Raw genomic sequence first — 16,227 nt, forward strand, 5'->3', positions numbered from 1 at the left:
ATGAGCACGAGTCCGTCCGAAAACCAGCTTGCCGCCATGACGGCGGCTGCGAAAGCCCGAAACCGGAGCACTTTGCCCGAACGCAGCCTCACCGCAACGATCAGGCAGCCAAATCGGCGCAGCCGAAGCGCTTGATCAGACGTTCCCTCACATTTCAATGTCCGCCCCGCCCCGCGCGACGGCCCACCCCCATCGTGGATCACCGCCTAAAGCGCGGCGCGGTTTCCGGCTCGCTGCACGGGTGGGAAATCCGGGCCCTACCGCGTCATCGCCTGTTTGAAGGCGGGGCGGTCGCGCATCATGGAAAGGTAGTCGCTGAGCCGGTGCTGGGTGATCGGGAACTTGGCGGCGAGCGCCCAGTTGCCGCAGTGGGTCAGGATGATGTCGGGCACCGTCATCACCTCGCCCATCAGGAAGGGGCCTTCCGAGAAGCGGTCCATCAGGGTTTTCTGGCTGCGCTCGAACTCCCATTTGAGGGAATCCTTGATCGAGGCCATGCGCAGTTCCTCGGGCAAAATGAAGCTGTGGCGGGCGGCCATCCAGAGCGCGGCATCGAATTCATCCAGCAGGAACTGGGTCAGGCTGTCCTGCCGCGCGCGGTCGAGCGTGCCGGCAGGATGGGTGAACTGCCCGTGCTTGTCGGCGAGGTACTGGATGATCGCGGTGGAATCGGTGATCGGGGTGCCGTTGTCGATCAGCACCGGCACCTTGCCCGCCGGGTTGAAGGCCACCACGCCTTCGGATCGGGGGGCGGCGGCGATGTGTTCGAAGGGCTGGCCAAGTTCTTCCAGCATCCAGAGCACGCGAAGCGCCCGGCTGGTGCGGGTGCCGATGACGGTATAGCCGGTGTGCGACATGGGTTATCTCCTGGCGAGCATGGCAAGGCGGATCAGCGCGCGCTCGATCACCGCCATCTGGGGGGCGCGCTGCGAGGATCGCAGCGACAGGTCGGTGTCGATCAGGATCGACAGCGCCTGTTCAAGGCGCGGGCGGCCCCAGCGTTCAGCCTGGCGCTGCATGCGGTCGCGGCGCGGACCGAAGACCGGGGGGCGCATCCGGGCCAGGCCCGCGGCCGCGCCGCCGGGGTCGCAGGCGGCGGCGTGCAGGGCGCGGAAATGCCGGGTGGCGCCGATGCAGAGGGTGACGGCGTTGACGCCCTGGCCTTCGAGCCGCCGCATCAAGGGGCCGATCTTCTGGTGTTCGGCGTCGGCCACGACGGCGAGGACGTCGTCAACCTCGGCCTCGATCGTGGCGGGGGCGAGGGCCTGCACTTCGGCGGGGGTCAGGGGCGTGGGGTCGCGCCATTTGTAGAGGCCGATCTTCTCGATCGTCTGGCGGAAATCGCCGGGGTCAAGCTCGCGCGAGAGCGAGAGAAGGTCGGTCATCGCCTCGCGGCCGATGTCGCGCAGACCGGCGGCGGCCAGCATCGCCTCGACCTCGTCCCGCCCCGGCGGGTCGTCGTAGAGGCCGAGCGCGTAGGCGGCGGGGTGCGGCTCGAACAATTTGCGCAGCGCGGATTTGGCGGGCAGCGAACTGGAGGCGGTGACGATGATCGCGGCATCGCCGGGGCGCCAGTCCTTCAGCGCAGCGGCGATGGTGTCAGCCAGCGTGTCGGTGGCGTCTTCCACGAAGGCGGCACGGGCGCCGGGGAAGAAACCCTGCGCCTTCACCGCGTCGATCAGCCGGGCCGGATCCTTGCGCAACTCCGACGCCGGGATGCGGGTCAGCCGCATTTCCGACTCGGCGTTCGGGCCGAGCAGGGCGGCGAGCGCGTCCTGCCGTTTCAGCGCCACCCGCATCGGGTCGGCGCCGTAGATCAAGAGGCCGCAGCGTTTCGGGTCGGGGCGGCCGAGTGTGCGCGCGAGGTCCGCCGCGGCCAGCTTCATTTCGCCCAGGCCCCGGCCGAGGCGACGAGCTGGGTCACCAACTGGTCGGCGAGGATCGTCATCAGGCTGGAATTCGCGGCTTCTTCGTCGGTCAGCGTGGAAACCGGGGTGCCCGCGGCGGAGTAGGAGGTGAAGCTGTCGGCGGTGCCCTGCGTCAGCACCTTGCCGGTGGCGGCGTCGCGCAGGGTGTAGGCGACCGACCCGGTCAGATCGTAGCGGGTGATGGCGTTCGACGTGGTGATGCCGACGCCGGTGGTGCGGGTGGTGATCTTGTATCCCAGCAGGAACCGCGGCACGTCGGCACCGCCGAGTTTGTCCTCGATCTCGGCGACCAGGTCGAAGCTGTTCTTGTCGGTCGGGTCATCGGGGCGCAGGCCGCCGAGCAGGCTCGCCGCGGGCCCCCCGGGCGCAAAGGCCGGGGTGAAGCCGCAGGCGGCGAGCGGCAGGGCCGCCATCAGTTTCAGCAGGGTGCGGCGGTCAGACGACGACATTGACGATGCGACCCGGCACGACGATGAGCTTTTTCGGGCTGCGGCCTGCCAGCACCTTCCGCACAGTCTCATCCGCCAGCACGCGGTTTTCAACCTCCGCCGTCGGCGTCTCTTTCGGCACGCTGATTTCCGCCACGCGCTTGCCGTTGATCTGGATCGGGAGGGTCACGTGATCCTCGATCAGCATCGCCGGATCGGGTTTGGGCCAGGGCGCCTGCGACACCAGCCCGTCGCCGCCCAGCATCGCCCAGATGTCTTCGGCCAGATGCGGCGTCATCGGCGACATCAACTGCGCCATCACCCGCATCGCGGTGCGCTTGGCCCCGGCGCTGGCGTCGGAGCGTTGCACGGCGTTGGCGAAGGTATAGAGCGCGGCGACGGCCTTGTTGAAGGCGAAGCCCTCGATGCCCTGAGTCACGTCGGCGATGGTGCGGTGCATGGTTTTCAGCAAGGGCATGTCCTGCGACGCATCGCCCGCGCCGCGGGTGTCGACCTCGTAAGCCAGCCGCCAGACGCGGGCGAGGTGCTTGAACGCAGCCTCGGCGCCGGAGGCCGTCCATTCCACATCGCGCTCGGGCGGGGAGTCGGACATCACGAACCAGCGCGCGGTGTCGGCGCCGAAGGCTTGGACGATGGAGACCGGGTCGACGACGTTCTTCTTGGATTTGGACATCTTGGCGGAGGGTGTGACTTCGACCCTCTGGTTGGTGCCCCTAAGGAACACACCAGTGTCCCGATGTTCCACCTCTTCAGGGTAGTGGTAGATCCGTCTTGCTTCTGCAAAAAAGCCCGGGTCGCTGGGGGCGAAGGTGAAATCGCCGAACGTACCGCCACTGTAAGTGGCGTAAATCTCGTGCGTGACCATGCCTTGGGTGAACAATGCGTTGAACGGCTCGATGGCTTTCGCGGGCAGGTGGCCGGTGGCGTGCATCGCGCGGGCGAAGAAGCGGGAGTAGAGGAGGTGGAGAATCGCATGCTCCACCCCGCCGATGTATTGGTCGACGTTCATCCAGTAGGCGCATTCGGCGGCGTCGGTGGGCGTGGCGGCGTGGGGTGCGGTGAAGCGGGCGTAGTACCAGGACGAATCGACAAAGGTATCCATCGTGTCGGTTTCGCGCCGCGCCGCTGCGCCGCAGCGCGGGCAGGTGCAGTCGCGCCACGTCGGGTGACGGTCCAGCGGGTTGCCGGGCACGTCGAAGGTGACATCGTCGGGCAGGCGGACGGGCAGGTTTTCCTTGGCTTCCGCGACCACGCCGCAGGTGGGGCAGTGGATGACCGGGATCGGGCAGCCCCAGTAGCGCTGGCGGCTGATGCCCCAGTCGCGCAGGCGGAAGTTGGTGACGCCGTGGCCGATGCCCTGCGCCTCGGCGTAAGCGATGGCGGCGGCGATGGCTTCTTCGGCGTTCTGCACCTTCTCGCCTACGAATGTGCCGAACGTTATTGGGTCCTTCAAATATTGGACCAACTCATATTTCGGAGGAACGAACGCTTGCGGCAGTTTGTCCGGAACAGGCTCCCCGATGAACCAGAATGCTAGCTTGATTGGGAGGCCGTACTTGCTGGCGAACTCGAAGTCGCGCTGGTCATGGGCGGGGCAGCCGAAGATGGCGCCGGTGCCGTAGTCCATCAGGATGAAGTTGGCGATCCAGACCGGAAGTTCCCAGGTCGGGTCCATCGGGTGCTTGACCCGGATGCCGGTGTCGAAGCCGACCTTTTCGGCAGTCTCGATGGCCTCTTCCGAGGTGCCGCCCCGGCGGCATTCGGCGACGAAGGCGGCGACGGCGGGGTTCGTCGCCTCCAGCGCCCTGGCCAGCGGATGGTCGGGCGCGATGGCGGCGAAGCTGGCGCCCAGCAAGGTGTCGGGGCGGGTGGTGTAGACCTCCAGCTTCTCGAAACCGTCCGGCGCGCCGACGGTATGGAACGCGAATTGCAGCCCGCGCGACTTGCCGATCCAGTTCGCCTGCATCAGGCGCACCTTTTCGGGCCAGTCCTTCAGGGTGTCCAGCGCCTCCAGCAGATCCTCGGCGTAGTCCGAGATGCGGAAGAACCACTGCGTCAGTTCGCGCCGTTCCACCGGCGCGTTGGAGCGCCAGCCCTTGCCCTCGATCACCTGCTCGTTGGCCAGCACGGTCATGTCGACCGGATCCCAGTTCACCACCGCCGCCCTGCGGTAGACCAGACCCTTTTCCATCATGTCGATGAACATCGCCTGCTGCTGGCCGTAGTATTCCGGGTCGCAGGTGGCGAATTCGCGGGACCAGTCGATCGACAGGCCCAAGGGCTTCATCTGCGCGCGCATGTCGGCGATGTTGGCGTAGGTCCAGGTTTTCGGGTGGCCGCCACGTTCCATCGCGGCGTTTTCGGCCGGCATCCCGAAGGCGTCCCATCCCATCGGGTGCAGCACGGAAAACCCGCAGGCGGATTTGTGGCGGGCGACGACATCGCCCATCGTGTAGTTGCGCACGTGGCCCATGTGGATGCGCCCCGAGGGGTAGGGGAACATTTCCAGCACATAATACTTCGGCCGCGCCGGGTCGTGATGCGCGCGGAAGATCCCCGCCGCATCCCAGGCGGCTTGCCATTTCGCTTCGGTGACGGCGGGTTCGTAGCGCGACATGCGGAGGGCCTCGTTCGGGAAAGCTGCGCGCCGTTATACAAGCGCGGCGGCCGAGGTCCAGCCCGCGCCCGTCACCGCAAGGCGGCGGATGTCAGAGCTTGCCGTCCTGGATGCGCAGCTCGCGCGCGCGGGTCAGGATCGCATCTTCGATGGCGCGCACGGTTTCCACCGCGACCGGGCCGCCGCCCTTAGATTCCATCGCGATGTTCAGCGAGCGCGCGTCGAGCGCGGGATCCTGCACGTAGATCGTGGCGCGGTAGGCGCGGCCACCGCCGGGCGGCGTGCCATAGCCGGTGACGATGACGCCGGTGAACGGGTCAACCGATTCGACCGGCAGGAAGTTCAGCACGTCGAGCGCGGCGTTCCAGATGTACTTGTTCACGCGCACGGATGTGTTGGGGTCGGTCGACTTCGAGAACAGGTCGCCCAGCTTGCCGGTGGGCTTTGACGCGGGGCCGCCCCGGAAGTCGGCCTGGCCGCCGGTCGGAGCGGCGTCGACGGGCGTCGGTGCGTTGCGGCTGAACATGCCGCAACCACTGATCGAAAGAACCAGACCGATTCCAAGGCACGCGCGTAATTTGCGTGGAAACTGCATCGGCTCGGTCCTTCAACTGATCTCGGGCCTGTCTAGCCGAGGGGGACCGGCCAAACAAGGGTCTTCGCGGTTACGCCCGGGGCGCGGACGCAGCAGAAAAGCCACAGGGGTCGGGCGTCATGAATGCTTCATTTGATCCCGGCGGGGCGGGCGGAGGATGAGGTGCCAACCCAAGACGACTTTCGGCGGATTGGGCCTAAGTGTCATCAATCATTCATGAAAGTCTGAACCCCATGCGCAAGCTCCTCATCGCGACGACCGCGCTGACCATGCTCGCAGGCGCAGCCTCGGCCGACGTCACGCTCGTCGGTCTTGGCTATTTCGGCCTGCAGTACAACAGCAAGCCGTCCGCCGGCAAACAAAAGACCCAACTGCTTGACCGCCTTCAGATCGACATCAAGGCGAGCAAGAAGACGGACAGCGGCCTGACCTTCTTCGGCAAGTTCCGCATCCGCAGCAACCAGTATCAGACCAAGCTGCCGGATGGGTCGACCTCGATCAACGCCGGTCAGGTGGGTGTCAGCGCCGGCGGCCTGTCAGTTGCCGTCGGCAACGTGTCGGACGCCATCGACGCGATGAACACCTACTACGATTCGGAGCTTGGCCTGTGCGCCTGCGGCGGTGAAACGCTCTCGGTTCCGATCGAAACCTATGACAAGTATCTGGGCGGCCACAACGGCGTGCTGGCGATCTACACGATGGGCGACCTCGTGGCCCGGGCGTCCTGGCAAACGAACGGCAACGCGATCGGGACCGCGGGCGAAGGCGCGCTGTCGTTCGACTACAAGGTCGGGGCGTTCAAGATCGCCGCGGGCTATGTGCATTCAGGCTCCAACGGGGCCGGCGGCTATGCCGGGTCGACGGTCGTGATTGAATACGCGCTGGGCAATTCGATGCTCGGTCTCGCGGCGGGCAACAATTCCGGCTCCTATACCGGCGGCAGCGACTTCTTCTATGGCTCGCCGACTCAACCGGCGCTGAACAAGACCATCGTCACGCTTTACGGCAGCACCAAGTTCGGCGCGACGACGGTTGAGGGCTTCGTCTCGCAGGCGGGTGGTCTCGACACCATCGCCAAGGAGCTCACGAAGACGACCTATGGCGTGAGTGCGTCCTATGACCTCGGCTCGGGCGCCGCGGTCGTCGGTTCGATCCAGACCACCCGGAAGAAGAACACCTACGTCGACCTCGGCGCCAGCTTCTCGTTCTAAGCCAGGGACTGGCTGAGTCAGGGACTGGCTGAGCCCAGACTGGCTGATCCGGGGACTGGCGAGGACATCGGCAAGAGCGGGCGTGCCCGCTCTTGCCTTTTCGGTGCCCGCCCGCGGTCCGGTGGGCCGTGGCGCGCTTGAGGCCGTCCCGAGGCGGGCCGTGGAGGGCGGGCCCGGCCCCGCGCACCCCCTCGGCCTGTGTGGCGCAACTGTGGCAAAGGTGCACCAGACAGGGCGACATTCCACGCGGCGGTCGCCAGTGCCTTGCAATGGCATTGGGGAAGCGGGAAATAGGGCCATACCCAGTTTGGACCTGTCCCAAGTTGGGCGCACCTTTGAGACAACGAGGGAAACCAAATGAAAAAGATTCTTATCGCTTCGACCGCCCTGACGATGCTGGCGGGCGCTGCTTCCGCCGACGTGACCCTGTCGGGTTCGGGCTACTTCGGCCTGCAGTACGACAACAAGAACGAAACCGCGAACGGCACGCAGAACACCCAGCTGCTCGACCGTCTGCAGATCATGATCAATGCCAGCAAGACCACCGACAGCGGCCTGACCTTCTTCGGCCAGTACCGCATCCGGTCGAACCAGTACCAAGGCGGCCCGACCCCGATCAACGGCGGTCAAGTCGGCGTGAAGGCTGGCGGCTTCTCGGTTGCCGTCGGCAACGTGTCGGACGCCATCGACGCAATGTCGCTGTTCTACAACTCGGAAGTCGGCATCTGCGGCTGCGGCGGGGAAACCATCTATGGCTGGCCCTTCGATGGCTACTCCAGCCGTGGCGAAGGCAGCAATGGCGTGCTGGCCACGTACACCGCCGGTAGCCTGATTGTTCGCGGCTCGCTGATGAGCAACGGCAACGCGATCGGGACCAAGGCTGAAAGCGCCGTGTCGGTCTTCGACAAGTTCGGCAACCTGAGCCTCGAAGCCGGCTACGTGAAGACCCCGAAAAACTTCACCGCCTATACCGCCGTGGTGGAATATGCGATGGGTTCGTCGAACATCGGCCTGGCTTATGGCAACGTGAAGTACTTTGGTGCGGCCAACTCGATCGCGACCACGACGCTCTATGGCAACACCAAGTTCGGCGCCATGACCGTGTCGGCCTTCGTGTCGTCCGCCACCAATGTCGTCCAGAAGACGACCTACGGCATCGGCGGGGCCTACGACCTCGGTTCGGGCGCGGCGATTGCCGGTTCGGTCCGCACCGACAACGGCCTGAACGGCCCGGCTCCGAAGAACACCTACGCCGATCTGGGCGTGACCTTCTCGTTCTGATCGACCGTCTGAAAGTGTTACGGAAAGAGCGGGCCTTGTGCCCGCTCTTTTCTTTTGTGCCATGCTGTGCCCAGGTTCGCCCCAACGCACGAGGGACAGATGGCGCTTGAGGATATTCGAAACAGGATCGCGGCGGCCGAAGCTGCGGCGGCGCGCGCGCCGGGGTCGGTGCAACTGATCGCGGTGTCGAAGGTGCAGCCGCCCGAACGGGTGGAGGCGGTGCTGGCCGCGGGCCAGCGGCTGTTCGGCGAGAATTATGTGCAGGAGGCGGCGGCGAAGTGGCCCGCCTGGCGCGACCGCTTTCCCGGCGTGGCGGTGCACATGATCGGGCCGTTGCAAACCAACAAGGCGAAGCAGGCGGTAGAGCTGTTCGAGGCGATCCACACGCTGGACCGGCCGAGCCTGGCCGAGAAGCTGGCCAAGCTGGCGCAGGCGCGGGGGACAAGCCCGCAGCTCTTCGTGCAGGTCAACACCGGCGCCGAGCCGCAGAAGGCCGGGGTGCTGCCGGACGCGGCCGAGGGTTTCATCGCCGCCTGCCGGGGGATGGACCTGCCCGTGGTGGGGCTGATGTGCATCCCGCCCGAGGGGCAGGATTCGTCGCCCCACTTCGCGCTGCTGGCGCGGATCGCGGCGCGCTGCGGGATTGCGGGCCTGTCGATGGGGATGAGCGGCGATTTCGAGGCGGCGATTGCGGCGGGCGCCACCCATGTGCGCGTCGGCTCGGCGATCTTTGGCGCGCGGGCCACCGCGTAGGCGGCAATTCCTCGGCGAGAAATCGGGGCCTCAGGTCAGCCAGACGCGGGCATAGGGCGGCAAGGCGATGGCGCCGCCGTGCAAATCCACCGGCAGGTCCGACAGCGCATCGTGCATCCGGGTGATTCCCTGCGCGCGGGCAATCTCGCCGGGCAGGTGCAGCCAGCTTTCGGTGACGTTGAACAGGCAGAGCACCGGCCCGGAGGGGGCATCGCGCAGCACGGCAAGGACGCCGTGCCCTTCCACCGGCACGATCCGGGTCGGCGTGCCGCCGTGCAGGGCCGGGGTGGCGGCGCGACGGGCGAGGATGTGTTTCACCCCCCGGAAGACCCGGGCGGAGGGTGTGTCGGCGGTGTGCCGGTCTGCCGCGGCGGCCCAGTCCATCCGGGGGCGGTGAATCCAGCGGCTGTCATGCGCGTGATCGGGGTCGTCCAGATACGCGCGGTCGTTCAGCATCGCCAGTTCGTCGCCCATGTAGACCAGCGGAATGCCGCCAAACCCGGCGATCAGCGCGTGGCCCATCAGGATGCGCTGCACCGCCAGATCGGCCTCGGCCGGGTCGCGCGCCTTTTCCAGCCCTGCCAGCGAGGCGAAGCTGCCCGAGATGCGTTTGTCACCCGTCGCCGGGTTTTCCTGAAACAGCGCGCCCGCGGCGAAGGAACCGGGGAAGCCGCCCTCGTAGAAATCCGACAGGAAGGCGCGATGACCGTGGCCGGTCAGGCCGACGGCGGCGGCGTCCTCGTCGGTCACCGCCCAGCCGATGTCGTCGTGGCAGCGGACGTAGGTGGCGTAGGTCGCGTTGGTCAGCCGGTCGGGGAAGTGGCTGGCCAGCACATGCGTCATCAACCGGGTGTCGCGGGTGGCCAGCGCCGACCAGAACTGCACCATCAGCGAATTGTGGTAGGCGAGGTTGCCTTCCTTGCCGTCGTGCTGGCCGCGCCCGAGGTAGGGCAGCATCTCGGCCGGGGCGACGATCGCCTCCTCCAGGTGGATCACCGCCGAGGTGGCGATGCGCGAGCAGGCCCGCAGCGCCTGCAGGATCATGTGGACCTCGGGTTCCGACTGGCAGCGGGTGCCCATGCGTTTCCACATGAAGGCGACCGCATCGAGGCGCAGCACATCCACGCCCTTGTTGGCAAGGAACAGCATGACCTGCACAATCTCCAGAAACACCTGCGGGTTGGCCCAGTTCAGATCCCACTGGTGCTCGTTGAAGGTGGTCCAGACCCATTTGCCGATCTTGGGGTAATGGGTGAAGTTGCCGGGCGCATTGTCGGGAAAGACCTCGACCAGCGTTTCGGAATAACGGTCGGGAAGGTCGGGACTGTCGAACATCAGGAAGTAATCCTGATACGTCGGGTCGCCCTTCGCGGCCTTCTTCGCCCAGGCGTGTTCCTTGGCGGTGTGGTTCAGCACCAGATCGACGCACAGGCTGATGCCGCGCGCGCGCAGGGCGGCCGAGACGGCCTCGAAATCCGCCATCGAGCCGAAGGCGGGGTTGATGGCGCGGTAGTCCATCACCGAGTAGCCGCCATCGGAATCACCGGGGCGGGGCTTCAGGCAGGGCATCAGGTGAACATAGGTGATGCCGAGGTCTTCGAGATAGTCGAGGTGGTCCAGCACCCCCTTCAGATTGCCCGCGAAACGGTCGATGTAGAACACATAGCCTGCCATCCGCGGGCGCTGGAACCAGTCGGGTTCCAGATCGCGTTGCAGATCAAGACGGCGCAGGGCGGCGGGGCGGTCGTCCCAGCCCTTGCGCAGGGTATTCAGCAGCGCCTTGCGAAAGCTGTCGCAATCCGGATGGGCGCCATAAAGCGCATCGAGCATCGGCCAGAGGTCAGGCCCGCTGCGGGCCAGACGCAGGTCGAAGAGTTCGTCGTCCGGCGACGCGGCGCGTTTGGGCATGTGCGGTCCTCCCTGGGTGGGAAGGTAGGCGATCCAAAGCGCTTTGGAAAGCGGAATCAGGGATACACGATCAGCCGCGTCCGTAGCGTCAGGCGGCGGGCGATCCACAGCAGGTCGCGCGGGGCGAAGGCGACGCAGCCCGCGGTGGGATGGCGCGGGCGTCGCCAGCGATGCAGGAAGATCGCCGAGCCGCGGCCGGGCACGGCGTGGGGCCAGTTCCAGTCGGTGATCAGGATCAGATCATACTGCGGGTCGGCGCGGCGCAGGCGTTCATGGCTGAAAGGATGCGGCGCGCGCACCATGAGGTTGTAGTCGGGATCGCGGCTGTCATCCGACCAGAGGTCGGCCGGGCCGATCGGCACGGCCCAGCCGGGCAGGGCAGCGGTGGCGATGCGGTCGGCGCGATAGAGCATTCCCACGATGCGATGCACCCCGGCGGGGGTGGCCCCATCGCCCTCGCGCTTGGTTCGCGTGATGCCGCCACGACCGATGGCGCAGGGGAACTGGCGGCCCAGGAAGCGGGCGCCCCAGCGCGTCACCACCAGATCGCTCACAGCAGATGCCCCGACTTGGCCGCCTTGGTCGCCAGATAGGCGGCGTTCTGCGCGGTGTGGCCGACTTTCAGCGGCACCCGTTCGACCACGTCCAGCCCGTTCGCCGCCATCATCCGCACCTTGGCGGGGTTGTTGGTCAAGAGCCTGAGCCGCGTCACCCCCATCTGCCGCAGAATACCCGCGCCGATGCGGAAATCGCGCTCGTCATCCTCGAAGCCGAGGCGGTGGTTCGCCTCGACGGTGTCGAAGCCCTGATCCTGCAACGAATAGGCGCGCATCTTGTTGGCCAGGCCGATCCCGCGCCCCTCCTGGTTGAGGTAAAGCAGGATGCCCGCGCCCTCGGCCCCCATCTGGCCAAGGGCTGCGTGCAACTGGGGGCCGCAGTCGCATTTCAGCGAGCCCAGAACATCGCCGGTGAAGCAGGCGGAGTGCAGGCGCACCAGCACCGGCGCGGCGCGGTCGGGCTTGCCGATCTCGATGGCATAGTGCTCCTCGCCGCCATCCTCGGGGCGGAAGATGTGGACCCGGCCCGCCTCGCTCGCCTGCATCGGCAGACGGGCGGAAACGACGGGATGCAGCGGCGAGGTCGCCAGCATCTGCGCGGCCGCCTCGGTCACCGGGATCAGCGTCAGCCCCTCGCGCAGCGCCAATGCCACGCCATCGGGTACCGCCAGCACCACGGCGGCGGGCAGAAGATGCGCCGACTTGGCCAACTGGATCGCCGCACGGGCAAGGGCGGCGTCGTTGTCGCGCAGCGAGCGGAACGGCCCCTTCATCGGGGTGCGCAGATCATCGGCCGGATCGGCCACGGCCCGAATCCAGCCCAGGCCGGCGTCGGGTGGAATCGCCAGCCGCGCCAGATCGTCGTCATAGGCGCGCGCCTTCAGCGTTTCGGCGCGCCAGGCGGTGATCGCCAGCGCCAGATCGCCGCCCATCACGCGCAGGTCCGCCAGCCGGTCGGCGTCCAGCGTTTCGGCCGCCGCCGCCAGCACCGCCGCCCCGCCGCCGGTCAGCACGACGGGCAGGCCCATGCGCAGATCGGCGCGGGCGCGGGCAAGCTGTTCGGCAAGGGTCGGGCGCAGGCTCATGGGGCTCCGGGGCCAAGTGTTACGCCTATCTAGGCACAACGCGGTGGAATTGAAACAATTGCCACGCCTGCGACACGTCCGCGTGAGATTTCTGTCGCCCCCTTGTGTGCCTGGAACGAGAGGCGCATGTCGGTCGGGCAAGAGAGGCCATGCACGGAGGCCAAGACCATGTCCACCCTCAAGAAAATTCTGCTTGTTGACGATGAAGACGACCTGCGCGAGGCGCTGTCGGAACAGCTTGTGATGACCGAGGATTTCGACGTGTTCGAGGCCGGCACCGGCCACGACGCGATGGAGCGGGTCAAGGGCGGGCACTTCGACCTGATCATCCTCGATGTCGGCCTGCCCGATACAGATGGGCGCGAACTGTGCCGCCGGATGCGCAAGCAGGGCGTGAAATGCCCGGTCCTGATGCTGACCGGGCACGATACCGACAGCGACACGATCCTGGGCCTCGACGCGGGCGCCAACGACTATGTGACCAAGCCGTTCAAGTTCCCGGTGCTGCTGGCCCGCATCCGCGCCCAGTTGCGCCAGCACGAACAGTCGGAAGACGCGGTGTTCCAGTTGGGGCCCTACACCTTCAAGCCGGCCCAGAAGATGCTGGTGGACGAGCGCGAGAAGAAGATCCGGCTGACCGAGAAAGAGACCAACATCCTGAAGTTCCTCTATCGGGCAACCGAGGGTGTGGTGCCGCGTGAGGTGCTGCTGCACGAGGTCTGGGGCTACAACGCGGGCGTCACCACCCACACGCTGGAAACCCACATCTACCGCCTGCGTCAGAAGATCGAGCCCGATCCGTCGAACGCGCGGCTGCTGGTCACCGAATCCGGCGGTTACCGTTTGGTAGCATAAGCGCCATATTGTTGCCGGAATGCAGGGTTATGCGTTCTGACAGCGGCATTGACGTCGCCACGGGCTCCCCTGGTCGCTTCGGGGTCATGAAGCGGCATCCTCCCTGTTGGACTGGCCCGGGCTTATGCCCGGGCCGTTTTTTTCACGCCTCGGGCAGCCGCAGGGCGATCAGTCCGCAAGCCGTCGGCCGAACGACCGCGCACGGCCTTCAAGAAGCCATCGCCCGCACTAGGCACATCAATTGGGGCGTTTCATGATCCAGTTCACGGCGACTGTTGCCCATGCGTCACCATTCACCATCAGCCACAAGCGCCATGCGAAAATCATGGTGTTCGACTGGCGTGTTGGCGCTATCATCCTCTCTATCCAAGGTTGAGCGGCGATCGACGTGCCGCAAGCTTCCCTTGGCCGCACCGGGGTTATGATGCGGCACCTCCCTGTTGGACTGACCCGGCTCATGGCCGGGTTTTTTTTGCGCCCGCCCGCTCTGGATCACCGCTCCGTTTCGTGCTGGAAAGGGCGAAAGGAGACCGCCATGCCCTTCACCCTTGCCACCTGGAACATCAACTCGGTCCGCCTGCGCGAAGGGCTGGTGGCCAAGCTGATGGCCGAAGAGGCGCCCGACGTGCTGTGCCTGCAGGAATGCAAGAGCCCGGTCGACCTGATCCCGGTCGAAGCCTTCCGGGCGCTGGGCTACACCCACATGGTTGCGCGCGGGCAGAAGGGCTACAACGGCGTCGCAATCCTCTCGAAGCTGCCGCTGGAAGATGCGGGCGGCCACGACCTGATCGGCATGGGCCATGCCCGCCACGTGGCGGCGCGGCTGGAAAATGGCGTGACGATCCACAATTACTACATCCCGGCGGGCGGCGACGAGCCGGACCGCGCGGTGAACGAGAAGTTCGGCCAGAAACTCGATGTGCTGGTGGAGATGCGCGACCGCTTCCATGCCGAGCGGCCGGAACGGTCGATCCTGGTGGGCGATCTGAACATCGCCCCGCGCGAGGATGACGTCTGGAACCACAAGGCACTGCTGAAGATCGTCAGCCACACGCCGGTGGAGGTGGACCACTTCGCCGCCGTGCAGGAGGCGGGGGCTTGGGTCGACGTGACGCGGGCCGACATTCCGCAGGGGCTGCTCTACAGCTGGTGGTCCTATCGCGCGCCGGACTGGGCCGCCGCCGACAAGGGCCGCAGGCTCGATCACATCTGGGCCACGCCCGACATCGCCGGGGCCGCCCACGGCAGCCGCATCCTGCGCGCCGCGCGGGGCTGGGAACAGCCCAGTGACCACGCGCCGGTGTTTGCCACGTTCGATCTGTGAGGCCGCCATGCCGCATGACCATCACGACCACGACGCACATTCCCTGCTGCCGTCCGATCCGGCGCTGCGGGTCAAGGCGCTGGAAACACTGCTGACGCGCAAGGGGTTGGTCGATCCCGCCGCGATGGACACGATTCTTGACCTTTATGAGAATATGGTCGGCCCGCAGAACGGCGCCCGCGTGGTGGCGCGGGCCTGGGCCGAACCCGCGTTCCTTGCCGCCTTGCGCGCCGACACCACCGCCACTCTGGCGCGCGAGGGGCTGCTGGGGCGGCAGGGCGAGCATGTGGTGGTGGTCGAGAACACGCCCGAGGTGCACAACGTCGTCGTCTGCACCCTGTGCAGTTGCTACCCGTGGCCGCTTCTGGGCATCCCGCCGTCGTGGTACAAGTCCGACGCCTACCGGGCGCGGGTGGTGCGCGAACCGCGGCGGGTGCTGGCCGAGTTCGGGCTGTTTCTGCCGGAAGGGCAGGCGGTGCGGGTCTGGGATTCGACCGCCGAAATCCGTTACCTCGTGATCCCGATGCGGCCCGAGGGCACCGAGGGGCTGGGAGTGGAGGAACTGGCGCGGTGGGTCACCCGCAATTCGATGATCGGCACCGGGGTGCCGACGCGGCCATGACCCGTGTGCATGACATGGGCGGGCGCTGGGGCGACGGGCCGGTTGACCCGGCGCCGGGCGAGCCCTTGTTCGTGAAGCCCTTGCACCGCCGCGCGATGGCGCTGACGCTGGCGATCGGGGCGGCGGGCAAGTGGAGCATCGACACCAGCCGTCATGCCCGCGAGTCGCTCAAGCCGCAGGACTATGCCCGGCTCAGCTATTACGAGAAATGGATCGCTGCGGTGGCGAACCTCGCGCTCGCCCGCGGGCTGGTGACGCGGGCGGAACTGGCGGGGGCCGAGGTCGCGCAGGCGCCGATGGACCCCAAGGCGCTGCGCGCCGAACAGGTGGAACCCGCGCTGCGCCGGGGCAGCCCGAGCCTGCGGCCCGGCCCCGCATCGGCGTTTGCGCCGGGCGACCGCGTGCGCACCCGTCTGCCCGCGCGCAACGTGCTGGTGGAGGGCGGTCACACCCGCCTGCCCGCCTATGCCGCCGGGCATGTCGGCCGCATCGTGCGTTGCCACGGGTGCCATGTGCTGCCCGACAGCAACGCCCATGCCCTTGGCGAGGCGCCCGAACCGCTTTACGGCGTGGCTTTCGACGCGGCTGACCTCTGGGGCGCACCCGAGCGCCGGGGCGACGAAGTGATGATCGACCTGTGGCAAAGCTATCTGGAGCCCGCATGACCGACCCGCACGAGATCACACGCTTCGATGAACCCTGGCACGCGCAGGTCTTCGCGCTGACGGTGGCGCTGTCCGAAGCCGGGCGGTTCACCTGGCCCGAGTGGACGCGGGCCCTCGGCGCCACGCTGGCGCGCCACGGCCTGGCGCGCGATCTGGATGGCGGCGAGGACTATTACGCCGCCTGGCTGGAGACGCTCGAGGGGCTTCTCTCCTGTCTCGGCCTTGCCGCGCCCGATCAGATGGCGGCACTCAGGGATGCGTGGGAGGCGGCGTATCTGGCAACGCCGCACGGGCATCCGGTGCGGCTGGCCGACTGAATCCCGCCGGGCGCAGCGCCGCGCCCCCTTGGCACCCGTGGGGCTTCGGCACATATAGGG

General features: G+C 67.0%; 17 protein-coding genes. 9 read left to right on the top strand and 8 right to left on the bottom strand.

Annotated features, from left to right (window positions below; all coding sequences use genetic code 11):
• Positions 1 to 257: 257 nt before the first annotated feature.
• From AC11WY_RS12455 to AC11WY_RS12475, 5 genes are all read right to left on the bottom strand, one after another.
• On the bottom strand, positions 258 to 857 hold the full coding sequence (locus AC11WY_RS12455) for a glutathione S-transferase family protein (protein WP_482925923.1): 600 nt from the start codon (positions 855 to 857) through the stop codon (positions 258 to 260).
• Between the two features lie 3 nt (positions 858 to 860).
• Entirely contained in the window at positions 861 to 1,886 is a 1,026-nt protein-coding gene (gene holA, locus AC11WY_RS12460) for a DNA polymerase III subunit delta (RefSeq protein ID WP_482925925.1), read from the bottom strand.
• A complete protein-coding gene (gene lptE / locus AC11WY_RS12465; protein WP_482925927.1) occupies positions 1,883 to 2,377 on the bottom strand; it encodes an LPS assembly lipoprotein LptE in 495 nt (164 codons plus the stop codon). The genes holA and lptE overlap by 4 nt, the downstream gene beginning before the upstream one ends.
• The gene (gene leuS, locus AC11WY_RS12470; protein ID WP_482925929.1) at positions 2,364 to 4,994 is read right to left on the bottom strand and encodes a leucine--tRNA ligase; all 2,631 of its coding nucleotides are present in this window, start codon (positions 4,992 to 4,994) and stop codon (positions 2,364 to 2,366) included. The genes lptE and leuS overlap by 14 nt, the downstream gene beginning before the upstream one ends.
• 91 nt (positions 4,995 to 5,085) lie before the next feature.
• A complete protein-coding gene (locus AC11WY_RS12475; protein ID WP_482925931.1) occupies positions 5,086 to 5,520 on the bottom strand; it encodes a DUF3576 domain-containing protein in 435 nt (144 codons plus the stop codon).
• Positions 5,521 to 5,822: 302 nt separating this feature from the next.
• Between AC11WY_RS12475 and AC11WY_RS12480 the strand changes: the two genes are divergently transcribed.
• The 3 genes from AC11WY_RS12480 (at position 5,823) to AC11WY_RS12490 (ending at position 8,834) form a co-directional block, all read left to right on the top strand.
• Positions 5,823 to 6,800: a porin gene (locus AC11WY_RS12480; RefSeq protein ID WP_482925933.1), complete on the top strand. Its 978-nt coding sequence runs from the start codon at positions 5,823 to 5,825 to the stop codon at positions 6,798 to 6,800.
• Positions 6,801 to 7,157: 357 nt separating this feature from the next.
• Positions 7,158 to 8,081: a porin gene (locus tag AC11WY_RS12485; RefSeq protein ID WP_482925935.1), complete on the top strand. Its 924-nt coding sequence runs from the start codon at positions 7,158 to 7,160 to the stop codon at positions 8,079 to 8,081.
• A gap of 99 nt (positions 8,082 to 8,180) precedes the next feature.
• On the top strand, positions 8,181 to 8,834 hold the full coding sequence (locus tag AC11WY_RS12490) for a YggS family pyridoxal phosphate-dependent enzyme (RefSeq protein WP_482925937.1): 654 nt from the start codon (positions 8,181 to 8,183) through the stop codon (positions 8,832 to 8,834).
• 30 nt (positions 8,835 to 8,864) lie between these two features.
• Here the strand turns inward: AC11WY_RS12490 and AC11WY_RS12495 are convergent, their stop codons facing one another.
• Genes AC11WY_RS12495 through ribA form a run of 3 tightly spaced genes read right to left on the bottom strand, consistent with a single transcriptional unit; the run spans position 8,865 to position 12,384 of the window.
• Positions 8,865 to 10,742: an alpha-amylase family protein gene (locus AC11WY_RS12495; RefSeq protein WP_482925939.1), complete on the bottom strand. Its 1,878-nt coding sequence runs from the start codon at positions 10,740 to 10,742 to the stop codon at positions 8,865 to 8,867.
• 56 nt (positions 10,743 to 10,798) lie between these two features.
• Positions 10,799 to 11,296 carry a L,D-transpeptidase family protein gene (locus AC11WY_RS12500; protein ID WP_482925941.1) on the bottom strand — a complete coding sequence of 166 codons (498 nt, stop codon included), beginning with the start codon at positions 11,294 to 11,296 and terminating at the stop codon, positions 10,799 to 10,801.
• Positions 11,293 to 12,384, bottom strand: coding sequence for a GTP cyclohydrolase II (ribA, locus tag AC11WY_RS12505; RefSeq protein WP_482925943.1), 1,092 nt, complete (start codon positions 12,382 to 12,384; stop codon positions 11,293 to 11,295). Before ribA ends, AC11WY_RS12500 begins: the two co-directional genes overlap by 4 nt.
• A 168-nt stretch (positions 12,385 to 12,552) precedes the next feature.
• On the opposite strand from ribA, the gene AC11WY_RS12510 reads away from it, so the two are divergent.
• The 6 genes from AC11WY_RS12510 to AC11WY_RS12535 all read left to right on the top strand — a co-directional run bounded on the left by AC11WY_RS12510 (position 12,553) and on the right by AC11WY_RS12535 (position 16,167).
• Positions 12,553 to 13,239 (top strand): response regulator transcription factor, encoded by a 687-nt coding sequence (locus AC11WY_RS12510; protein ID WP_482925945.1) that lies wholly within the window; start codon positions 12,553 to 12,555, stop codon positions 13,237 to 13,239.
• 253 nt (positions 13,240 to 13,492) lie between these two features.
• Positions 13,493 to 13,615, top strand: a complete 123-nt coding sequence (locus AC11WY_RS12515) for a hypothetical protein (protein WP_482925947.1) — start codon at positions 13,493 to 13,495, stop codon at positions 13,613 to 13,615.
• Positions 13,616 to 13,774: 159 nt separating this feature from the next.
• A complete protein-coding gene (locus tag AC11WY_RS12520) occupies positions 13,775 to 14,563 on the top strand; it encodes an exodeoxyribonuclease III (RefSeq protein WP_482925949.1) in 789 nt (262 codons plus the stop codon).
• 7 nt (positions 14,564 to 14,570) lie between these two features.
• Positions 14,571 to 15,185, top strand: coding sequence for a nitrile hydratase subunit alpha (gene nthA, locus AC11WY_RS12525; RefSeq protein ID WP_482925951.1), 615 nt, complete (start codon positions 14,571 to 14,573; stop codon positions 15,183 to 15,185).
• Positions 15,182 to 15,850 carry a nitrile hydratase subunit beta gene (gene nthB, locus AC11WY_RS12530; RefSeq protein ID WP_482925953.1) on the top strand — a complete coding sequence of 223 codons (669 nt, stop codon included), beginning with the start codon at positions 15,182 to 15,184 and terminating at the stop codon, positions 15,848 to 15,850. Before nthA ends, nthB begins: the two co-directional genes overlap by 4 nt.
• Positions 15,847 to 16,167 (top strand): nitrile hydratase accessory protein, encoded by a 321-nt coding sequence (locus AC11WY_RS12535; protein ID WP_482925955.1) that lies wholly within the window; start codon positions 15,847 to 15,849, stop codon positions 16,165 to 16,167. The genes nthB and AC11WY_RS12535 overlap by 4 nt, the downstream gene beginning before the upstream one ends.
• Positions 16,168 to 16,227 lie beyond the last annotated feature (60 nt).

It is taken from the genome of Solirhodobacter sp. (assembly GCF_964715405.1).

Bases quoted from the DNA above. Each gene is read 5' to 3' on its own strand.
- AC11WY_RS12495 (WP_482925939.1), bottom strand. From the start codon at position 10,742: ATGCCCAAACGCGCCGCGTCGCCGGACGACGAACTCTTCGACCTGCGT.
- nthA (WP_482925951.1), top strand. From the start codon at position 14,571: ATGCCGCATGACCATCACGACCACGACGCACATTCCCTGCTGCCGTCC.
- ribA (WP_482925943.1), bottom strand. From the start codon at position 12,384: ATGAGCCTGCGCCCGACCCTTGCCGAACAGCTTGCCCGCGCCCGCGCC.
- AC11WY_RS12490 (WP_482925937.1), top strand. From the start codon at position 8,181: ATGGCGCTTGAGGATATTCGAAACAGGATCGCGGCGGCCGAAGCTGCG.
- AC11WY_RS12485 (WP_482925935.1), top strand. From the start codon at position 7,158: ATGAAAAAGATTCTTATCGCTTCGACCGCCCTGACGATGCTGGCGGGC.
- AC11WY_RS12515 (WP_482925947.1), top strand. From the start codon at position 13,493: ATGATCCAGTTCACGGCGACTGTTGCCCATGCGTCACCATTCACCATC.
- holA (WP_482925925.1), bottom strand. From the start codon at position 1,886: ATGAAGCTGGCCGCGGCGGACCTCGCGCGCACACTCGGCCGCCCCGAC.
- AC11WY_RS12455 (WP_482925923.1), bottom strand. From the start codon at position 857: ATGTCGCACACCGGCTATACCGTCATCGGCACCCGCACCAGCCGGGCG.
- AC11WY_RS12475 (WP_482925931.1), bottom strand. From the start codon at position 5,520: ATGTTCAGCCGCAACGCACCGACGCCCGTCGACGCCGCTCCGACCGGC.
- AC11WY_RS12480 (WP_482925933.1), top strand. From the start codon at position 5,823: ATGCGCAAGCTCCTCATCGCGACGACCGCGCTGACCATGCTCGCAGGC.
- leuS (WP_482925929.1), bottom strand. From the start codon at position 4,994: ATGTCGCGCTACGAACCCGCCGTCACCGAAGCGAAATGGCAAGCCGCC.
- AC11WY_RS12535 (WP_482925955.1), top strand. From the start codon at position 15,847: ATGACCGACCCGCACGAGATCACACGCTTCGATGAACCCTGGCACGCG.
- AC11WY_RS12510 (WP_482925945.1), top strand. From the start codon at position 12,553: ATGTCCACCCTCAAGAAAATTCTGCTTGTTGACGATGAAGACGACCTG.
- nthB (WP_482925953.1), top strand. From the start codon at position 15,182: ATGACCCGTGTGCATGACATGGGCGGGCGCTGGGGCGACGGGCCGGTT.
- lptE (WP_482925927.1), bottom strand. From the start codon at position 2,377: ATGTCGTCGTCTGACCGCCGCACCCTGCTGAAACTGATGGCGGCCCTG.
- AC11WY_RS12520 (WP_482925949.1), top strand. From the start codon at position 13,775: ATGCCCTTCACCCTTGCCACCTGGAACATCAACTCGGTCCGCCTGCGC.